At 66.6% G+C, this 18,473-nt stretch carries 18 protein-coding genes; 10 read left to right on the top strand and 8 right to left on the bottom strand.

Going from position 1 to position 18,473, the window contains the following annotated elements:
- Positions 1-192: 192 nt before the first annotated feature.
- The 4 genes from MJ603_RS17355 to MJ603_RS17370 are packed head-to-tail and all read left to right on the top strand — an operon-like array spanning position 193 to position 4,566.
- Positions 193-1,605 carry a Gfo/Idh/MocA family oxidoreductase gene (locus MJ603_RS17355; protein ID WP_308220614.1) on the top strand — a complete coding sequence of 471 codons (1,413 nt, stop codon included), beginning with the start codon at positions 193-195 and terminating at the stop codon, positions 1,603-1,605.
- Complete coding sequence (locus MJ603_RS17360; protein ID WP_243065017.1) at positions 1,602-2,519, top strand: NAD(P)-dependent oxidoreductase; 918 nt, start codon at positions 1,602-1,604, stop codon at positions 2,517-2,519. The genes MJ603_RS17355 and MJ603_RS17360 overlap by 4 nt, the downstream gene beginning before the upstream one ends.
- A complete protein-coding gene (locus MJ603_RS17365; RefSeq protein ID WP_243065018.1) occupies positions 2,519-3,445 on the top strand; it encodes a 5-dehydro-4-deoxyglucarate dehydratase in 927 nt (308 codons plus the stop codon). The genes MJ603_RS17360 and MJ603_RS17365 overlap by 1 nt, the downstream gene beginning before the upstream one ends.
- Complete coding sequence (locus MJ603_RS17370) at positions 3,442-4,566, top strand: mandelate racemase/muconate lactonizing enzyme family protein (protein ID WP_243065019.1); 1,125 nt, start codon at positions 3,442-3,444, stop codon at positions 4,564-4,566. The genes MJ603_RS17365 and MJ603_RS17370 overlap by 4 nt, the downstream gene beginning before the upstream one ends.
- Positions 4,567-4,654: 88 nt before the next feature.
- On the opposite strand, the gene MJ603_RS17375 is transcribed toward MJ603_RS17370, so the two are convergent.
- Entirely contained in the window at positions 4,655-5,659 is a 1,005-nt protein-coding gene (locus tag MJ603_RS17375; protein ID WP_243065020.1) for a LacI family DNA-binding transcriptional regulator, read from the bottom strand.
- A 233-nt stretch (positions 5,660-5,892) separates the two neighbouring features.
- On the opposite strand from MJ603_RS17375, the gene MJ603_RS17380 reads away from it, so the two are divergent.
- From MJ603_RS17380 to MJ603_RS17395, 4 genes are all read left to right on the top strand, one after another.
- Positions 5,893-6,834: a carbohydrate ABC transporter permease gene (locus tag MJ603_RS17380; RefSeq protein WP_243065021.1), complete on the top strand. Its 942-nt coding sequence runs from the start codon at positions 5,893-5,895 to the stop codon at positions 6,832-6,834.
- Positions 6,827-7,747: a carbohydrate ABC transporter permease gene (locus MJ603_RS17385; RefSeq protein WP_243065022.1), complete on the top strand. Its 921-nt coding sequence runs from the start codon at positions 6,827-6,829 to the stop codon at positions 7,745-7,747. The genes MJ603_RS17380 and MJ603_RS17385 overlap by 8 nt, the downstream gene beginning before the upstream one ends.
- 75 nt (positions 7,748-7,822) lie before the next feature.
- Positions 7,823-9,157, top strand: a complete 1,335-nt coding sequence (locus tag MJ603_RS17390; protein ID WP_243065023.1) for an ABC transporter substrate-binding protein — start codon at positions 7,823-7,825, stop codon at positions 9,155-9,157.
- A 103-nt stretch (positions 9,158-9,260) separates the two neighbouring features.
- A complete protein-coding gene (locus MJ603_RS17395; protein WP_243065024.1) occupies positions 9,261-11,132 on the top strand; it encodes a glycoside hydrolase family 2 protein in 1,872 nt (623 codons plus the stop codon).
- A gap of 3 nt (positions 11,133-11,135) precedes the next feature.
- Here MJ603_RS17395 and arr read toward each other — a convergent pair whose 3' ends face one another.
- A complete protein-coding gene (arr, locus tag MJ603_RS17400; RefSeq protein WP_243065025.1) occupies positions 11,136-11,546 on the bottom strand; it encodes an NAD(+)--rifampin ADP-ribosyltransferase in 411 nt (136 codons plus the stop codon).
- 77 nt (positions 11,547-11,623) lie between these two features.
- Complete coding sequence (locus MJ603_RS17405; RefSeq protein WP_243065055.1) at positions 11,624-12,472, bottom strand: PHP domain-containing protein; 849 nt, start codon at positions 12,470-12,472, stop codon at positions 11,624-11,626.
- A 60-nt stretch (positions 12,473-12,532) separates the two neighbouring features.
- On the opposite strand from MJ603_RS17405, the gene MJ603_RS17410 reads away from it, so the two are divergent.
- Positions 12,533-12,922 (top strand): tautomerase family protein, encoded by a 390-nt coding sequence (locus tag MJ603_RS17410; protein WP_243065026.1) that lies wholly within the window; start codon positions 12,533-12,535, stop codon positions 12,920-12,922.
- 65 nt (positions 12,923-12,987) lie between these two features.
- Here MJ603_RS17410 and MJ603_RS17415 read toward each other — a convergent pair whose 3' ends face one another.
- Both MJ603_RS17415 and MJ603_RS17420 read right to left on the bottom strand, forming a co-directional pair.
- Positions 12,988-13,473, bottom strand: a complete 486-nt coding sequence (locus tag MJ603_RS17415; RefSeq protein ID WP_243065027.1) for a hypothetical protein — start codon at positions 13,471-13,473, stop codon at positions 12,988-12,990.
- Positions 13,474-13,519: 46 nt separating this feature from the next.
- Entirely contained in the window at positions 13,520-13,882 is a 363-nt protein-coding gene (locus MJ603_RS17420) for a MerR family transcriptional regulator (protein ID WP_243065028.1), read from the bottom strand.
- A gap of 56 nt (positions 13,883-13,938) precedes the next feature.
- On the opposite strand from MJ603_RS17420, the gene MJ603_RS17425 reads away from it, so the two are divergent.
- Positions 13,939-14,724 carry an alpha/beta fold hydrolase gene (locus MJ603_RS17425; RefSeq protein ID WP_243065029.1) on the top strand — a complete coding sequence of 262 codons (786 nt, stop codon included), beginning with the start codon at positions 13,939-13,941 and terminating at the stop codon, positions 14,722-14,724.
- A 31-nt stretch (positions 14,725-14,755) separates the two neighbouring features.
- On the opposite strand, the gene MJ603_RS17430 is transcribed toward MJ603_RS17425, so the two are convergent.
- From MJ603_RS17430 to MJ603_RS17440, 3 genes are all read right to left on the bottom strand, one after another.
- Positions 14,756-16,084: a DUF1254 domain-containing protein gene (locus tag MJ603_RS17430; RefSeq protein ID WP_243065030.1), complete on the bottom strand. Its 1,329-nt coding sequence runs from the start codon at positions 16,082-16,084 to the stop codon at positions 14,756-14,758.
- 12 nt (positions 16,085-16,096) lie between these two features.
- Complete coding sequence (locus MJ603_RS17435) at positions 16,097-17,437, bottom strand: DUF1254 domain-containing protein (protein ID WP_243065031.1); 1,341 nt, start codon at positions 17,435-17,437, stop codon at positions 16,097-16,099.
- Between the two features lie 170 nt (positions 17,438-17,607).
- A complete protein-coding gene (locus MJ603_RS17440) occupies positions 17,608-18,435 on the bottom strand; it encodes a transglutaminase-like domain-containing protein (RefSeq protein ID WP_243065032.1) in 828 nt (275 codons plus the stop codon).
- Positions 18,436-18,473: the final 38 nt, after the last annotated feature.

The raw sequence follows: 18,473 nt of genomic DNA on the forward strand, positions 1-18,473 counted from the left end.
TCCGCCTTTCGCAAGCTGGAGGTCGCAAGCATCCGACCGGTTTCACACTATCGTGTACCGTGAGAGAAAGCGCTTTCTGATGGCAGCGGAACCTGCCTTCCACGCCGTCAGCACCCAAGCGCCCGTTGAACCAGAACCCAGAGAAGCAGGGCCCGCGCAAGTGGTGCCCGCGAAAGCCAAAAGGGAGCAACCGTGCCGCAACGCACGCGCTACGCCATCGTGGGCACCGGCTCACGCGCGGGCATGTACATCGACGCCATCACGGGCGTCCATTCCGACGTCGCCGAGTTGGTGGCGCTGCTCGACCCCAACGCCGGGCGACTCGACCACTACGCCAGGCGCATCGCGGAGCGGTTGCCGGATGCGGGGCGGCCGGTGCTCAGCGATCCCGGCGAGCTCGAGGCGGTCATCCGTGACGAACGCGTCGACAGGGTCATCGTCACGTCGCCCGACTTCACGCACGCCGGTTACGTCGCCCGCTCGCTGAGAGCCGGGGCGAATGTGGTGGTCGAGAAGCCGCTCACCGTCAACGAAGAGGGCAGCCGCATCATCGCCGAGGCGGTCGAGCAGACCGGCGGCGAAGTCGTGATGACCTTCAACTACCGCTACGCCCCCCGAAACAGCGCATTCAAGCGCGTGATCTCCTCCGGCGCGATCGGGCGTCCCGTGTCTGTGCACTTCGAGTGGGTGCTCGACACGTCGCACGGCGCTGACTACTTCCGCAGGTGGCACCGGCAGAAGCAGAACTCCGGCGGCCTTCTCATCCACAAGGCATCGCACCACTTCGACCTGGTCAATTGGTGGATCGCCGACACCCCTGCGCGAGTGTTCGCGTCGGGCGGGCTGCGATTCTACGGAGCCGGCAACTGGCGCGCACGTGGCGGTGGCGAGCGTCCCGAGCGCGGGTCCGGGGCGTGGGAGAAGGACCCGTTCGCCCTCGACCTCGTTCAGGACGAGAAGCTGAGCGAGCTCTACCTGCAGAACGAGTCGTACGACGGCTACCGTCGCGATCAGGATGTCTTCGACAGCGGCATCACGATCGAGGACAACCTCTCGCTGGTCGTGGACTACGTCAGCGGCGCCAGCATGAGCTACTCGCTGAACGCGCACAGCCCGTGGGAGGGCTACCGCATCGCCGTCAACGGCACGGAAGGACGCGTCGAGCTCGACGTCGTCGAGCGTGGCGATGTCGGGCTGGATGCCGAGGGTCGCGTCGTCGACCCGTCCGCCGTGGTCGACACCGCCGGCTCGAACACCCTGCGGCCGCGCGGGGAGCGCATCCTGCTGCAGCGGCACTGGGAGACCCCGCAGCAGATCGAGATCCCTCAGGGCGAGGGCGGGCACGGCGGTGGTGACGCGATCCTGTTGCGCGACGTCTTCGTCGGGCGCAGCGACGACGACCTGGGCCGCGCAGCGGACTACGTCGACGGCGTTCGGGCGATCGCTGTGGGCATCGCGGGCAACCGGTCGCTGGCGACCGAGCTGCCGGTTCGAGTCGACGACCTCGACCTCGGGGTGCGCCTGCAAGGCGCTCACGGCTCTGAGGACGCGAGCGGTGTTCAGGGCACTCGCGGTGTTCAGAATACGGAGGCCGGCGGCCGATGAGCAGGATTCTGGTCACAGGGAGCGCGGGACGTCTCGGCCGCAGCGTCGTCGCCGTGCTGCGAGAGCGAGGCGACGACGTGGTCGAGGTCGACCTCGCCGTGCCTGACGACAACCCGGAGGCGATCGCGACCGACCTGACCGACCCGGCAGCGGCATCCGCCGTGGTCGCCGAGGCCCGGGCGGATGCCGTCATCCACCTCGCCGCCATCGCGGTGCCGTTCAGCGCACCAGAGCAGCACATTCTGCGCACGAACGCGACGCTGGCGATCAACGTGATGCAGGCGGCGGTGGATGCCGGCGTGCGCAAGATCGTGACGGCATCCAGCCCGACCGTGTTCGGGTATGGATCTCCTGCCGGCTGGACTCCGGAGCGCCTGCCGCTGGACGAACAGGTCGAGCCCCGGCCGTGGAATGCGTACGCTCTGTCGAAGCTCGTGGCCGAGCGCACGATGCAGATGTTCGCGGCGCAGCAGGGCGACGCCGTGCGGCTCGCGGCGTTCCGGCCCTGCTATGTGATCGCGCCTGAGGAGTGGGGCGGTGAGCCGACCCAGCAGGGTCACACCGTGCTCGAGCGGCTCGACGACCCGGCGCTCTCGGCGCCCGCGTTGTTCAACTATGTGGATGCCCGCGACGTCGGCGCTTTCCTGCACACGCTGGTCGGCGGGCTCGACGACATCCCGAACGCGCAGACCTTCATCGTGGGCGCCGCGGATGCGCTCGCCCGCCGGCCTCTCGCCGAACTGATGCCGCAGTACTGGCCGCAGACCGCAGCGGTCGCCGCCGAGCTGACCGGAACGTCGCCCGCCTTCTCGATCGAGAAGGCGCGGCGCATGCTGGGCTGGGAGCCCGAACACGACTGGCGCACCGAGTTGCAGCCCGTGGTGCGCGAGACCGAGCCGGCCGGAGGTGCCTGATGCGATTCGATGGTGTTCTGTTCTTTCCGGTGACCGCCTACGCGGCGGACGGGACGGTGGATACCGTCCTTACCGCCGAGCACATCGCGTCGCGCCTCGAGTACGGTCCCGGCGGCGTGTTCGCGGCCTGTGGCACCGGTGAGTTCCACGCGCTGAGTGCCACCGAGGTCGGCGATGTCGTGCGTGCGGCCGTCGATGTGGTCGGCGCACGCGTTCCGGTCGTCTCGGGTGCCGGGGGGCCGCTCGGCCACGCGATCGAGTGCGCGAAACGGGCGGCGGATGCCGGTGCCGACGCCCTCCTCGTGTTGCCCCCCTACCTCGTGTCGGGTCCGATGGCAGGGACCGTCGCGTACGTCGAGGCGCTGCTGGCGGCATCCCCGCTCCCGGCGATCGTCTACCACCGCGGATCTGCGGCGCTGACGGCGGATGCCGCGGCCAGGCTCGCCGACAACCCTCGCGTGATCGGCTTCAAGGACGGCGTCGGCGACGTCGGCGTCGCCCAGCAGATCGTGCGCGCGGTCGAGGCGTCCGGCCGGGACGACATCGCGTTGTTCAACGGACTGCTCACCGCCGAGCTGACGCAGGAGGCGTACCGGGCGATCGGCATTCCGTTGTACTCGTCCGCCGCGTTCGCAATGGCCCCCACGGTGGCGAAGGCGTTCTACGACGCGTACGTCGCGGGCGACGACGCACGGCGGCTCGAGATCCTCGACGCGTTCTACCTGCCGTTGGTGCGGTTGCGCGACGAGGTTCCCGGGTTCGCAGTCGCGCTGGTGAAGGCCGGCGTACGCCTCGGCGGGGCTTCGGTGCGTGGGCTGCCGGTGGGCGGCGTGCGGCCGCCGCTGGTCGATCCGAACGAGCGGCAGGTCGAGGATTTGCGGCGCATCCTCGCGATCGGCGACGAGCTCGTCGCCCGCGGAGCATGAACGCGGCTGAGCCGGCCAACGACGCGGGTCTGGGTCGCAGCACCGGTCCCGGCCCCGGCCTGGGCCGCATCACCGACCTGCGCACACGGGCGATCGACGCTCCATTGATCAGGCCGTGGGGCGCCGACGTGACCGAGCTGCACGTGATCGAGGTGCTCGTCGACACCGAGGCCGGAGTCACGGGTCACGGCTTCAGCTGGACGCCGTCGATCGGGGCATATGCCGTTCGCGGAATGCTCGACCACGACATCCGCGACTTCGTGATAGGCCGACCGGCGGATGCCGTCACCCTCTGGCCGCCGCTTTGGGAGCACCTGCACGAGGCAGGGTCGGGTGGCGTGACGACCATCGCGATGGCCGGGCTCGATCTGGCCCTGTGGGATGCCGCCGGCCGGGCCGCCGAACGGTCCGTCACCGAATTGCTCGGCGTTCGGCGGACATCCGTCGAGGTCTACGGCAGTGGTGTGAACCGGCACTATCCGCTCGACGAACTGGTCGCTCAGGCGCAGCGCTGGCGGGATGCCGGCCACCGGCTCGTGAAGATGAAGGTCGGCCTGCCCGTACTGGCAGATGACGTCGAGCGCGTCGCCGCCGTGCGCGAGACCGTCGGACCCGATGTGCGTCTGGCGATCGATGCGAACCAGCTCTGGGATCTGCCACGCGCGGAGGCCGCCGTTGCGGAACTGGAGCAGTTCGATCTCGCTTGGCTCGAGGAGCCGCTGCGGGCGGACGACCTCGCCGGGCACGCGCGGCTGCGTGCGGGCACCGACGTGCCGATCGCGCTCGGGGAGAACCTGCACACGGTGTACCGCTTCGCCGAGGCGATCGATCTCGGTGCGTGCGACATCGTGCAGCCGAACGTCGTGCGCGTCGGCGGCATCACGCCGTTCCTCGAGATCGCGCGGCTGGCATCCGATCGGGGCGTCCCGCTCTACCCGCACCTGCTGCCGGAGTTGTCGGCGCAGCTGGAGCTCGCGATGGCCGACGTGACCGCGGTCGAAGACGTCGAGGATGCCACGTTCGAGCGGCTGGGCATCCTCGCGGGCCCGTCGCCGATCGTCATCGCCGACGGCGCGGTCTCGTCACGAGGACTTCCCGGCCTCGGCATCGTCTTCGCCTGAGGCGGGCCGCGGCGGGCGCAGGCAACCATCCGATCGCGGCCGCTTCGCGGTTGGCGGTCGGGCGGCGGGTGGTCGGTGGCGGCCGCGGCTAGCGGGCCGGCGCGGATGACTCGCGCACGACGAGCTCGAAGCCGGCGCGTTCCCGGCGGCCGGGGCCCGTGTATCCGGCGATCCGTTCGGCCAGCATCTCGACGGAGCGCCGCGCGATCGCGGCCTTGTCGGGGGCGATCGTGCTGAGCGACGGCATCGCGTAGCGGCTGTCTTCGATGTCGTCGAACCCGACGAAGGCGATCTGCTGCGGAATGCTGAGGCCGCGCTCCCAGGCAGCACGCATGGCGCCCAGCGCGAGCAGGTCGTTGAAGCAGAAGACGCCGTCGGGCGGATCCGGTCGATCGAGCATGGCGTGCATGGATCGCAGACCGCTCTCGCGGGTGTATTCCACACGTGACATATATCGAAAAGGGTCAAGGCCCGCTTGTTCCATTGCGGCGACGAAGCCGGCTTCGCGCTGAGCTGTCGTGCCGGCCTCTCGACTCTGTCGCCCGAGTGCTGCGATGCGCGTTCGACCACTCTCGATGAGATGCGTCGTCGCCACGAAGGCGGCCTCGACGCCGTCCACGGCGACCTGGTCGACGCTCGGTCCGTAGTCCTCTTCGCCGAGCAGCACGATCGGCTGCGTCGCGGCGGCGGCTTCGATGTCGCCGGCCGTGAGGTTGAGCGCGTTGAGCAGCACGCCGTCGAACGTGGCGGAGACCGAGCCGCCTCGGAGCACGGCGCGCTCCCTGGATGCGTCACCGCTGGTCTGGTCGACCACGAGGGTCAGTGATCGCTGGTCGAGCTCGGGGATGAGTGATCGCGCCAGGTCGGAGAAGTACGGGATGTCTAGCTCGGGCACCACGAAAGCGATCAGCCCGGTGCGCCTGGTGCGCAGTCCTCTGGCGTGCGGATTCGGCCGGTAGCCGAGCTCGTCGATCACGGCCTGCACGCGCTTGCGGGTCTCCGACCCGACCCGATCGGGGAGGTTGACCACGTTCGACACAGTGCGCTGCGAGACGCCGGCCACCTTGGCCACGTCGCGGGCGGTCACTGCCATCGAGGCCTCCTGGTGCATCCCTCGAGGGACCGGAACGGCGCGGCCGCGCGTCCGGTGTTCGGGCAAAGGTTACTGCCGCACCCTACGCGGCAAAGGATTTGGCAAACGTTTGCCAATTTCTTGTGCTACGTAGCACAAGCGAATTACCGTAACTCGGGTTCGCCCCCGTGCACGCCGTCGAAGGAGATGCGCACCATGCCAGTCACCACCCCCGTGATCGTTCAGGAGGTCGGATGAGCGCCCTGAACGAACTGCGAGCGCTGAAGGTCCCCAAGGGCACGAAGCGCATTCGGGACAAGTCCGACACCCGCGACAACAAGGCGGCGGCGGTCTTTCTGCTGCCGTGGCTGATCGGCTTCTTCGCGATCACGCTCGGACCGATGGTCGCGTCGCTCTATCTGTCCTTCACCGACTACAACCTGCTGCAGAACCCGAACTTCACGGGGCTGACGAACATCGAGCGGATGCTTCAAGACTCCGATCTCGGAAGCTCGCTGATCGTCACGCTCGTCTACGTCGTGATCTCGGTGCCTCTGCAGCTCATCGTCGCGCTCGCCATCGCCGTTCTGCTGGACAGGGGGATGCGAGGGCTCTCGTTCTACCGCTCCGTGCTGTACCTGCCGTCCCTGCTGGGCGGCAGCGTGGCCATCGCCGTGCTCTGGCGCCTGGTGTTCGGCGGCGAGGGGCTGCTCAACGCGTTCCTCGCGCTGTTCGGCATCCACGGCCCGTCGTGGATCGGGTCGCCGAACACGGCGCTGGGCACGCTGATCATCTTGCACGTCTGGACGTTCGGTGCTCCGATGGTGATCTTCCTCGCCGGCCTCAGGCAGATTCCGCGAGAGCTCTACGAGGCGGCGTCGACCGACGGCGCCACGAGGTGGCGCCAGTTCCGCTCGATCACCGTGCCGATGCTCAGCCCGATCGTCTTCTTCAACCTCGTGCTCGGCATCATCGGCGCGTTCCAGTCGTTCACGCAGGCCTATGTCATCTCCAACGGGTCTGGCGGCCCGACGAACTCGACACTCTTCATCACGTTGTACCTGTACCAGAAGGCCTTCGGGAGCCTGCAGATGGGCTACGCATCCGCCATCGCCTGGCTGCTGCTGCTGATCGTCGGTGCAGCGACAGCGATCAACTTCTGGGCCTCCAAGTATTGGGTTTTCTACGATGACTGATCAGCAGACCATCCAACGTCCGCCGCTGTCCGTGCCCGCGGTCGCCATCCGGCCCGCCCGAGCTCCTCGGGACGCCGCGTCACGGCGCAGGCGTGTCTGGAGCGTACTCAGGCACGTGCTGCTCATCGTGCTGTGCCTCGTCATGCTCTATCCGGTGCTGTGGATGGTGGCGAGCTCGCTTCGTCCCAACGGGTACATCTTCAACAACCCGAGCCTCGTGCTCAACACGTTCGAGGTGCAGAACTACACGCGCGGTTGGGATGCGCTCCAGGCACCCTTCAGCACCTACCTGGCGAACTCGGCGATCATCGTCATCGGGGCGATCCTCGGCAACCTGATCAGCTGCTCCCTCGCCGCCTACGCGTTCGCGCGGCTGCGCTTCCGGTTCAAGCGACTGGCATTCGGGGCGATGCTCGTCACGATGATGCTGCCGATCCAGGTGCTGATCATCCCGCAGTACGTGATCTATGCCCAGCTCGGCTGGATCAACACGTTCGTGCCCCTGATTCTGCCGAAGTTCCTGGCGACCGACGGGTTCTTCATCTTTTTGATGGTGCAGTTCATTCGCGGCATCCCGAAGGAGCTCGACGAGGCGGCGCGCATCGACGGCGCAGGCCACGCTCGCATCTTTCTGCAGATCATCCTTCCGCTGATGAAGCCGGCGCTCGCGACGGCGGCGATCTTCACGTTCATCTGGACGTGGAACGACTTCTTCAGCCAGCTGATCTTCGTCACGGCGCCCGACAAGTACACGGCATCCGTCGCCTTGCGCCAGTTCGTCGACCCGACGGGGCAGTCCGACTTCGGCGCTCTCTTCGCCATGAGCGTCGTCACGCTCGTCCCCGTGTTCCTCGCGTTCCTGTTCGGCCAGCGCTTTCTGCTGCGCGGCATCGCGACCACAGGGGGCAAGTGAGCGGATGGCCGCCCCGGCATCTGCCTGAACCACCCGTCTGAACCACCCGTCACACAGTCCATTCGAAGGAGAATCATGAAACGTCATTCCCGCATGCGTCGTCACGGTGTCGCCGCCGTCGTCGCGGTCTCCGCACTCCTGCTCAGCGGGTGCGCCGTCGGCGGCGGAGGTGCCAGTGCCGACAAGGGCGCCAAGCTCAGCGACAAGCCGGTCACCATCTCGCTCTACTGGTGGGGATCCGCGTCGCGCGTCACGTCGACCGACGCAGCCGTCAAACTGTTCGAGAAGGCACACCCGAACGTCACGGTGAAGCTTCAGTCCACTGACTGGGGCAGCTACTGGGACAAGCTCGCGACCAGCGTCGCAGGCGGACAGGCACCGGATGTGATGCAGTTCGACCAGCTGTACGTCGCGTCGTACGCGCAGCGCGGCGCGCTCGCCGACCTGAACGACTACAGCAAGTACCTCGACACGTCGAGCCTGACGAAGAACGTTCGCGACACGGGCGAGTACGACGGCAACCTCTACGCGGTGCCGATCGGACTGAACTCGGTGGGCGTCGCCGTCAACCGCAGCGTCCTCGACAAGTACGACGTGAAGCTGCCCGACACCAAGTCCTGGACCTGGGACGACCTCGACCGTGTGGCCAAGGAGGTCACGAAGGCGTCGGATGGAAAGGTGCTCGGTCTGGACCCGTTCGGTGGAGACACGCCGTCACTGACGCTCTGGGCGCGGCAGCGCGGGAACACGCTGTTCAACCAGAAGGGAGAGGTCGTGCTGAAGCCGTCGGTGCTGGCCGGCTACTGGCAGTACGCCCTGGACCAGATCAAGGACGGCGTCACTCCGAGCGCCTCGCAGCTCGCCGAGGGCGCCAGCGTGCCGCTCGACCAGTCAGACCTCGCCAAGGGCAAGGTGGCCATGACGTTCCTTCCGTCGAACCTCACCGCCTTCCAGGTGGCTGCGCCGACTCAGAAGCTGGACATGCTGCCCTTCCCGACGACCGACAACGCGAAGAAGGGATGGCAGTACCTGAAGTCGTCCATGTACTGGACGATCTCGAGCAAGTCCAAGCATCCTGCCGAGGCGGCCGAGCTCGTCGACTTCCTGACCACGAACTCGAAGGTCGGCAAGCTGTTCGGTGCCGAGCGGGGCACGCCGGCCAACCCGGACTTCCAGAAGGTGATCACGCCTGATCTCGCCGGGTCCGACAAGATCGTCATGGACTACATCAAGCAGGTCACGGCCGAAGCCGGTACTCCTGCACCCATCACGCCGGTCGGCGGGCAGGATGCCGACAGCCTCCTTGCTCAGTACTGGCAGAACGTGCAATTCGGCAAGGCCACGCCGAAAGAGGCCGCTGTGCAGTACATCGCAGCCTTGAAGAAGGAACTCGCCGCAGCCAAGGGCTGATACCGCAAGGAACCTGCGGTGGGGTGTCATCGGTCGACACCCCACCGCACCGCGCTGTTTTCGACCCCGGTTCGCACGCCACGACTCTTTGGAACGACACACCATGACACACCCACTCACCTTTCCCGCTCCGCTTCCGAACGGACGCGACGACACGCATCCTGGGCCACGACCGGAGTATCCACGACCCCAGCTGGTACGAGACGGCTGGCTGAATCTCAACGGCACGTGGGAGTTCGAGATCGACGCAGGAGACAGCGGCCTCGAACGCGGACTAGTCGAACGCGAGCTGGCCGATCGGATCACGGTGCCGTTCGCGCCGGAGTCGGCGGCATCCGGGATCGAGCACACCGACTTCATGGAGGCGGTCTGGTACCGCACGCGCTTCACGGTGCCGGAGGGCTGGGCCGGCAAGCACGGCATCCTGCATTTCGGCGCAGTCGATCATGACGCGACCGTGTGGGTGGACGGTGAGGAGGCGGTGCGTCACCGCGGCGGATTCACCCCGTTCCGTGCCCAGCTCGGTGAGCTGACACCTGGTGCCGAGGTGACGGTCGTCGTGCGTGCCCGCGATCTGCGGCGTGAGTCGAAGGCCGGTGGCAAGCAGTCCACCTGGTACGAGAACACGGACTGCTACTACACGCGCACCACCGGCATCTGGCAGACCGTATGGGTGGAGGCAGTGGACCCGCTGCACCTGCGGCGTGTGCGGATCACCCCCGACGTCGATGCCCGCGCCTTCCAGTGCGAGCTGGTGCCCAGTCGCAACATTGCGGAAGCGACGGCGACCCTGCGGCTCTACGCGAACGGCTCGCTCGTGGCGACGACGACCGCCGAGCTGGGCACGAGCCTGTCGAGCACAGCGCGGCTCGAGCTCAGCGAGTCGAATGTGCGGCTGTGGTCTCCGCGGGACCCCTTTCTCTACTCGCTCGAGATCGATGTGGCGGATGCCTCGGGTGCGGTCACCGATCGTGTCTCGAGCTACGCCGGGCTGCGCGGTGTCGCCATCGACGGCACGGCGGTGCTGCTGAACGGCGAGCACGTGTTTCAGCGGTTGGTGCTCGACCAGGGGTACTGGCCTGAGTCGCTCATGACGGCGCCGAGCGACGAGGCGTTGGTGCGCGACATCCGTCTCGGCCTCGACGCGGGCTTCAACGGCGCGCGACTGCACCAGAAGGTCTTCGAGGAGCGCTACCTGTATCACGCCGACCGACTCGGATATCTGGTGTGGGGCGAGTTCGGCGACTGGGGTGTCTCAGGTGCCGGAACGATCGGGCACAACCAGGGGCCGACGGCATCCTTCACCACCCAGTGGCTCGAGGCGCTCGAGCGCGATGTGAACCACCCGGCGATCATCGGATGGTGCCCGCTGAACGAGACACATCAGACGCTGCACGACCGCATCACCGTGCTCGACGATGTGACGCGCGGGATGTTCCTGGCCACGAAGCTCGCGGATCCGTCGAGGCCCGTGATCGACGCGTCGGGTTACTCGCACCGCGTGCGCGAGGTGGACGTGTGGGATGCCCATTCCTACGAGCAGAATCCCGCCGCGTTCGCCGAGCAGCAGAGCGGGCTTGCGAGCGGTGACCCGTACTTCAACACCGAGGACGAGCGCCCGATCTCGATCCCGTACGCGGGCCAGCCGTTCTTCGTCTCGGAGTTCGGCGGCATCTGGTGGAACGCGGAACTGGCCAAGGCCGATGACGGCAGCTACTCATGGGGATACGGGCAGCGGGTGGCGAGTCTCGCGGAGTTCCACGAACGGTTCGAAGGGCTCGTCGGTGTGCTGCGCGACGATGCCGGCATGTTCGGCTACTGCTACACGCAGCTCACGGACACGTTCCAGGAGCAGAACGGACTCTACGACTTCGACCGCACGCCGAAGTTCGATATGGATGTGATCCGTGCTGTGCAGAGTGTGGCCGCGGCGTACGAGGGGCGGTCGCGGCAGTCGCCATCCGGGCGCCGATGAGCGTCAGTTGATGATCTCGCCGCGCTCGTCTTCACGGAGCACTGCGAGCCGGTCGCGCCAAGCCTGCAGCGCCTCGGGTGTCAGACGAGTCCAGTCGTGGAATTCGCCGACGACTCTGACCGGCTCGGTGCTGCGGAACGAACGCGTCGGGTTGCCGGGGAACTTCTTATCGGTGACGTTCGGGTCGTCTTCGAACGCTCCGGTCGGTTCGACGATGTAGACCCGTGGCGCTCCGTCACCGGCGGCGAGTTCTGCGGCCAGCCCGGCACCGTCGGGGAGCGCCGTGAAGTAGATGTGGTTCATGACGATCTCGGGACGATAGTTCGATCGGAAGCCCGCGGACAGCAGATCGCCGACCTGTAGATCGGCTTTCGTGCCGTGATAGAACGGTCCCTCGTCCAGTGCTTCAGCCACCGCGACAGCCTACGCGGGTGCGAGGCCCGGAGATGGTGGATGGGCGGGTGCTGGGGTGCTGGGGTGCTGGGGTGTGCTCAGCGCGTCCAGAAGTCTTCGGGACGTGTGCCCGGTCGGAACCCGAAGTACTCGAGCATGGCCATCGCCTCAGGGAAATTCGCTGCCAGAGTGTCGGCGTCGTGAGCGTCACTCCCGAACGAGACGGTGCGCCCGCCTTCCTCCGACCACCACTGTGGGATCCACGGCCAAAGGCGGCGAGTGTTCATCTCGAGAGCTCGACCCGACTGGGCGATGGAGCGCATCGCGGCCCGGAACCCCTCTTCGAACCTGCGCGGATCGAAGGGCCCGGATGTCTCGGCCGGCCACGAACGCACGGCGTAGTCGATGTGCGTGAACACGGCGAAGGAGTTCGAGCCGGCGACCATCCGCGGGACCTCCTCGAGATATGCCCACATCACCTCGTGTGCCGGCCGGTACCGGTAGAGCGTGGTCGGTTCGGTGCGGTCTCCATCGACGAAAGGGAGCATATGCAGTGAACCGTTGACCCGATCGATCGCGCCACTCGACAGCAGGGCGGCTGCCTTCGCGTCCCAGAGGTGCGGCTGGCCGAATTCGACACCGGTGAGGATACGAAGCTCCGGATACTCCCTTCTGGAACGGTCGATTGCATCGAGGTAGCCGCCGATGTCGAAGGACGGCAGCCTCACGTGTCCGGTGTCGTCGACGTACTTCTGCGCGTGCTCGCCGATGTCGCCGTCGTCGACTCTCCAAGCAGCTTCGAAGTCGAGATGTTCTGTGAAGACGACGGCCGGTAAGCCGATCCTGATCGCTCGTTCGCAGGTGCGATGCATCGATCCCGCCGATGCCGGATCGGAACCGGCATCCCACGACCATTCGCTATGCACGTGGGCGTCCGCCGTCAGCATCGTCACCTCGCCGAGGGTACTCGCGGCTGAGTTCCGCGTCGCCCGTCGTAGTGTTTCCGCATGGCTCAAGTTCTGATTTACGGGCGTCGCGATTCGTTGGAACGACGGCGGGCAGCTCTGTCGGATGCGATCCACGAGGCCGTGATGGTGGCACTGGAGTACCCGCCCGAAAAGAAGTTCCAGCGCTTCATCTCGCTTGACGCCGCCGACTTCATCTATCCCGAGGACCGGGGCGAGGACTACACGATCATCGAGATCTCGATGTTCGAGGGCCGCTCGGATGCCGCCAAACGCACACTCATCGCCGAGCTGTTCGCCCGAATCGAGGCGAAGGTCGGTACCAGCCCGCACAGCGTGGAGGTCACGATCACGGAGACGCCGAAGCTCAACTGGGGCATCCGCGGACAGAATGCCGCCGACCTCGAGCTGGGCTACAAGGTCACCGTCTAACGGCAAGCGCGCTGAACGACATCGAAGAGCGAGCGGCATGCGGTGCTATCGCCCGCAGCCTTACGTCACGGGTTCACGGGAAGCCTGGTGTGCGTCATCCGCCAGTTGATCGGGGCCCACGTCGCACCGTCGTCGAACGAGAAGTCCTGCGCCCACACGGGGTTCGGCGTTGTGGTGTCGAGCCATTGAAAGCGCGCGAGATAGTGGATGCCATCGTGTTCGGCCGGTCCGATGAACGTACCGATTCCATCGCTGAAACGACCTCGCACCGGATCGTCCAGCACCCCCGGATGCGACGCGGATGCCCACCAGATGGCCCACTCGTCGGTCTCCGGTGTGTAGAGCCGTAGCGAGTATCCCGCGAAGGGGCTGCCATCGGGGAGGATGCCCCGCGTCTGATCGGCGGTACCGAGGCCGTCGAGGATGTGATCCACCTCGGCGACGGTCTCGAACCTCGACCACGTCGTGCAGCCGGGTTCGAATTGATCGATCAGTCGCTCGTGCCGAACGGCCCATTGGCCGATGAGGAAGTCGAAGTCGGAAGAACTCATCCTGCGACCGTAGGCCGTGCGTGCGACATAGCGGGGAGACGGGCGCCTACTTGGGATCGAGGGCGTCGAGGTAGCCGCGCAAGGCATCCCGCCGCGCTTCCATGCACGCCACGCACCGGCACATCCGCTCCCACTCGTCCTCGACGGTCGAGAGAGTGGCCGGATCGACGTGCTCGGGATAGATGCCGCCGGCATCCGTCAGCGAGTCGATGAGTTCGGCGACGATCCGCGTCGGAAGGCCGGATGCGAGCAGATCACGCGCTCGCGCCGCGCGGTCCAGCTGGGAGGGGTCGTAGATTCGATACCCGTTCGCACCGCGTTCGGCCGGGCCCAGCAGACCGGTCGACTCGTAGTGCCGGATCACTCGTGGGGTCACCCCGAGCGCCTCAGCGAACTCTCCGATCTGCACCGTCACACCCCTTCTGGTTGACCTTGACGCTAGCGTCAACCGGCGACCATCTTCACATGACATCGCAACTGCACTCCGTCGTCCGCGGCTCGGGCACACCGCTCCTGTTCATCCACGGCTTCACCGTCGATCATCGAATCCTGCTTCCGTTCGACCAGAACTTCGCAGCGGATGCCGCCTGGCAGCGCATCTACGTCGATCTGCCCGGTTTCGGGCGGAGTCCGGCGATCGCCCGGCCCTCTAGCGCGGACGAATGCCTTCGCGCGCTGGTCGAGTTCGTCGAGGAACGCATCGGCACTCGACGTTTCGCGGTGATGGGGAGTTCGTTCGGTGGCCTGATGGCACGTGGCCTGGTCGCGGAGTTCGGCGATCAGGTCATCGGACTCGGGATGCTCTGCCCTGTCGTCGGCCCCCTCGCCACGCGCACGCTCCCTGCCAAGAACGTTCTCCAGTCCGACGCCGCGCTCCTTGCGGGGCTCGAGCCCGAGGACGCACGCGACTACGCTGCGATGGCCGTGATCCAGTCGGAAGAGAACTGGGCGCTGTTCCGCGATCACGTGCTCCCTGGCATCCGCTGCCACGATCGCGAGGCAGCAGCCGAGCTCGCAGAACGCTTCGACCTGTCACCCGCGGCCGACGGCCACGACACGTTCACCGGACCGTCGTTGCTGATCACCGGCCGCCAGGACCATGCCGTCGGCTATCTCGACCAACTGGCGTTCATCTCGCGGTACCCGCAGCTGACCAGCCTCACCATCGACGGAGCTGGCCACAACGCGCATTTCGACAAGCCGATGCTCGTGCATGCCGCGTTCCGCGACTGGCTGGCGCGCATGGAGTAGGCAAGTGCCCTGTATCTGCCAGTCCCAGCGCCTAGCCGACACGGCGGATGGGTGGCAGCACGTAAGTTCCGTCGAGGACGGCTTCACGCGGTTGGTAGATGCGGAGCATCGGTCGGAAATCGCCGCTGGGTGCAGGTAGCCAGTTGGCCTTCTTGTCGGCCTCGGCAGGTTCGCTGTGTTGCAGATAGATGGTCAGAGAACCGTCGTCTGCATAGTGGATGCCCGGCGTCCGGTCTCCGATCGAGTAGCGGTCGAGCGGATTCTCGACCAGGTAGTAATCGGGCATCGAGTACATCGTGAGTGACCAGAAGGCGTCCACCGGAGGCAACTCGGTGAAGGTGATCTCATAGTTGCGGCCTCCGGTGAGCTGGTCGCCGTTCTCGTCGACGTAGACCTGCGGGTAGACCGCCTCGTAGGCATGGTTGCCCCACAGGGCATTGCGGGCTGCGACCGCTCGGTCGAGGTACGCGTCGTCGCGGTCGTCGATCTTCCACACGTCGGAGTCGATCGCACCGATACTGAACGCATCGCGGTTGTAGTCGAAGAGGTGAAGGCTCATCTGCCAGCCGTTCACGGCGTTGGAGTCTTTCGCTGTCGCGGCATCCTCGACCCGCTTCTGCCCAGCGAGCAGCCCGGCCGTGAGTGCGTTCGCGAGGTCGGCGGAGGCATCCGGGTAGGGGTTCGTCGCGTCGAGGAGACCGAGCGGCTCGAGCGTCTCGAGGAAAGCAAGGTCCTCGTCTCCGGCGGGAGCGTTCAACCGCGACCACAGGCGCAGCTGGTCCCAGAACTGCAGCGGCTTGGACAGACCGGCGTCGGCCTGCGGGATGCCGGAGGGCGAGGCGTTGCCCACCGCAGGAGTGAGGATGAAACGCTTCTGCAGGGACAGGACCCTCGCGAGATCGTCGATGCCGTCGCAGGCGAGGCGTCCGACGATGCTGACGATCGTGGTCGGTGCGGCGATGATGGGCAGGCCGTTGCTGTCGCCGACCCAATCCGGTGGGGTGATCAGGTACTCGGTTTCGGCAGTGCCGGTGGCGCGGCGGCCGATGTAGGCGAAGTTGTTCGTCCAGGCATCCACGAATTGCAGCACGTAGTAGGCGCCGCCGGTATCGGGCACATGCAGAGTGAGGGGGCCGCCCGAGAGGTCGAGCTGGGCGAGCGCGTACACGGTGTCGTTGTTGACGCTGACGAAGGGATCGTCAGGCGTGGCGAGCTTCTGCGCGAACCCGAACTCGTTGAACGCGGTGGCGGGCAGCGTTCCCATCCCGTTGTGGGCGATCGCCTGAAGCGCGTTGAGGTTGTAGACCAAGGGGTAGCCGAAGACATAGGCATCGGCGGCGAGATCGGCGAGTTCGGTCATCGTGGCTTCCGTTCAGTCGACGCGAGTGATGGCGGGGAAGACGTAGCTCTGGTCGAGGATCGAACCGTCGGGTTCGTACATGCGCATCACGGGCCGGAAGTCGCCCTCGGGAGCGGGGAGCCAGTTCGCGGCCGTCTTCTGCTCGGTGGGCTTCTCGTGGCTGATGGTGATCGTGAGTGCGCCGTCCTCATCACGGATGATGCCAGGGGTGCGATCCCCGATCGAATACCGGTCGATCGGGTTGTCGATCAAGAAGAAGTCGGGCACCGAGTACATGGTGAGCGACCAGAACGCTGATACCGGCGGGGCGGGATCGAGCCGCAACGTGTAGGTGTGGGCGCCGGTGAGTTGCTCACCGCGGTCATCGAGATAGGTCATGACGTACGCGGCCTCATACGGATGGTTGCCCCAGAGTCCGCCGAGGGCGGCGGCCGCGCGTTCGACGATGCGCAACTTCGGGTCGGCGATCTTGAATCGATCGTCGTCGAGGGCACCGACCTCGAAGTAGTCGAGGTTGTAGTCGAAAGCGTGGAAGGTGAGCTTCCAGCCGTTCACCTGCGGGCTCGCGCCGGACACGAGTGCCGTGTGGAGGCTGGCCTGCGCGCCGCCCAGCCCGTCGTCGAGTGCTTTCACGGTGTGATCGGGCAGGCCGACGTAGGGGGATGCCCCGCTCACCGTGATGCCGACGGGCACGAGCGACTGCTGGAGCGGGACGTCGCGCGGCGCCGGCGGGAATTGCTGGGACCAGACCCGAAGCTTCTCCAGGAACGACAGTTCGGCGGGCACTTCAGGGTCCGTCGCGGCCAGGCCAACCGGCGTGGCGCCCGGGTCGAGTGGGCGGAGGACCGTCTGGTCCTGCAGGGCGTGAACGATCGGCAGATCGTCGTCACCCGCGACAGCCCACCTGCCGACGATCGATGAGACCGTCGTGGGAAAGCGGATGATCGTGGTTCCCGCTGGGGCATCACCGTCCCAGCCCGGCGGGACGAGGAGGAAGTCGCCTTCCGCGGTCCCCGTGGCGCGATGCCCGACGTAGGCGAAGTTGTCGGTCCACGCGTCGACGAATTGCAGCACGTAGTATCTGCCCGCGGTGTCGGGAACGTGGAGGGCGACCGGGCCGACACTGAGGTCGACCTGCGCCATCGAGTACACGGTGTCGTTGTTGATCGTGACGAACGTGTCCGCCGGGCCGGCGAGGGCACGCGCGTGGCTGAAGGTGTTGAACGCGGCGGCCGGGTTCGCACCAACCCCCTCGGTGACGTACCTGATGACCTGATCGAGATTGAAGACGAGCGGGAACCCGTAGAGATAGGCCCGGCTGAGCAGGCCGGTGTCGGTACTGAGTTCGGTCATAGCTGGTTCCCCCGTGAACGTGCGCACTCGATCCGCGCGCGTGCGCGGCGGTACGTCCGACCCTACGGGCGGATGCGCGTGCCGTCACTGCGAGTTTCGGCGCGCCCCATAGGGCGGACGCCTTCCGCGGAGATCCCTTGCCAGGGAGCCGAAGAGCCGTCCGACAGGCATCAGCCTTCTGGCGCAGCGCTGGCGGACTCGAAGGGCGAGACGAGGTCCGGATGCGACGCGATCGCTCGAATCGCGCTCGGGTCGCCGCCGGCGATAATGCCGGCTGCGTCGTCCAGCACCCCGTCGTAGTCGGGTCCCGTTGTTCCCTGGTACGCCGCGGTCATCCTGCCCCATTCGTCCCATGGCAGCGTCTCGACCTTGACCAGCGAGGCGAGGTCTCGGACGAGGTTGCCGCGAATCTCCGATGGCCCGAAGTTCGTGGTGCCGTAGACGCCGTAGGTCGACGCGTCGATCTCTCCGCGCCGAAATGCCTGCCACGCCTCGCCTCCCGTGAGGAAGGCTCCCGGAGCCAGGTCATCGGGGGTCGGAACGATCCCGGTGCCGAGGACCTCGGTGTCCATGCGGATCCAGCGCTCCCCGTTGTTCCACTCCACGATCCAGTGGTCCAGCGCCTGACCGGGCTGGAAATAGGTCGCGAACCCGCAGCGCGCCCTGGCCTCGATTCCTGCCCGTCTGAGCAGTGCGACGCTGAGGACTGTGAAGTGACGGCACGTTCCCACGGCACGGTTCTCCACAGCTCTCGGCTGCGAAAGAGATGTCGGGTCCAGCTGCCACAGTGCGTCGACGAGATCGCCGGCCGCGCGGACCTGATTCGTGACCAGCCGATCAGATGGCACGCCGAGGCGCTCCATCTCATACGGCTGAACGAAAAGCGTCGGCACGGCGCCACAGACGTTCGGGGCAGCACCGCCGATGCCCTCGAACCGGTCGGATGGCACGTCTCGCAGGTCGGTGAAGACTCCGGGTGCTGAGTAGTCGATCGTCACGCTCCGACGCTAATGGCAGGCACAGACATCCGCCTGTC

It is taken from the genome of Humibacter sp. RRB41, from assembly GCF_022761015.1.
Taxonomy (GTDB): Bacteria; Actinomycetota; Actinomycetes; order Actinomycetales; family Microbacteriaceae; genus Humibacter.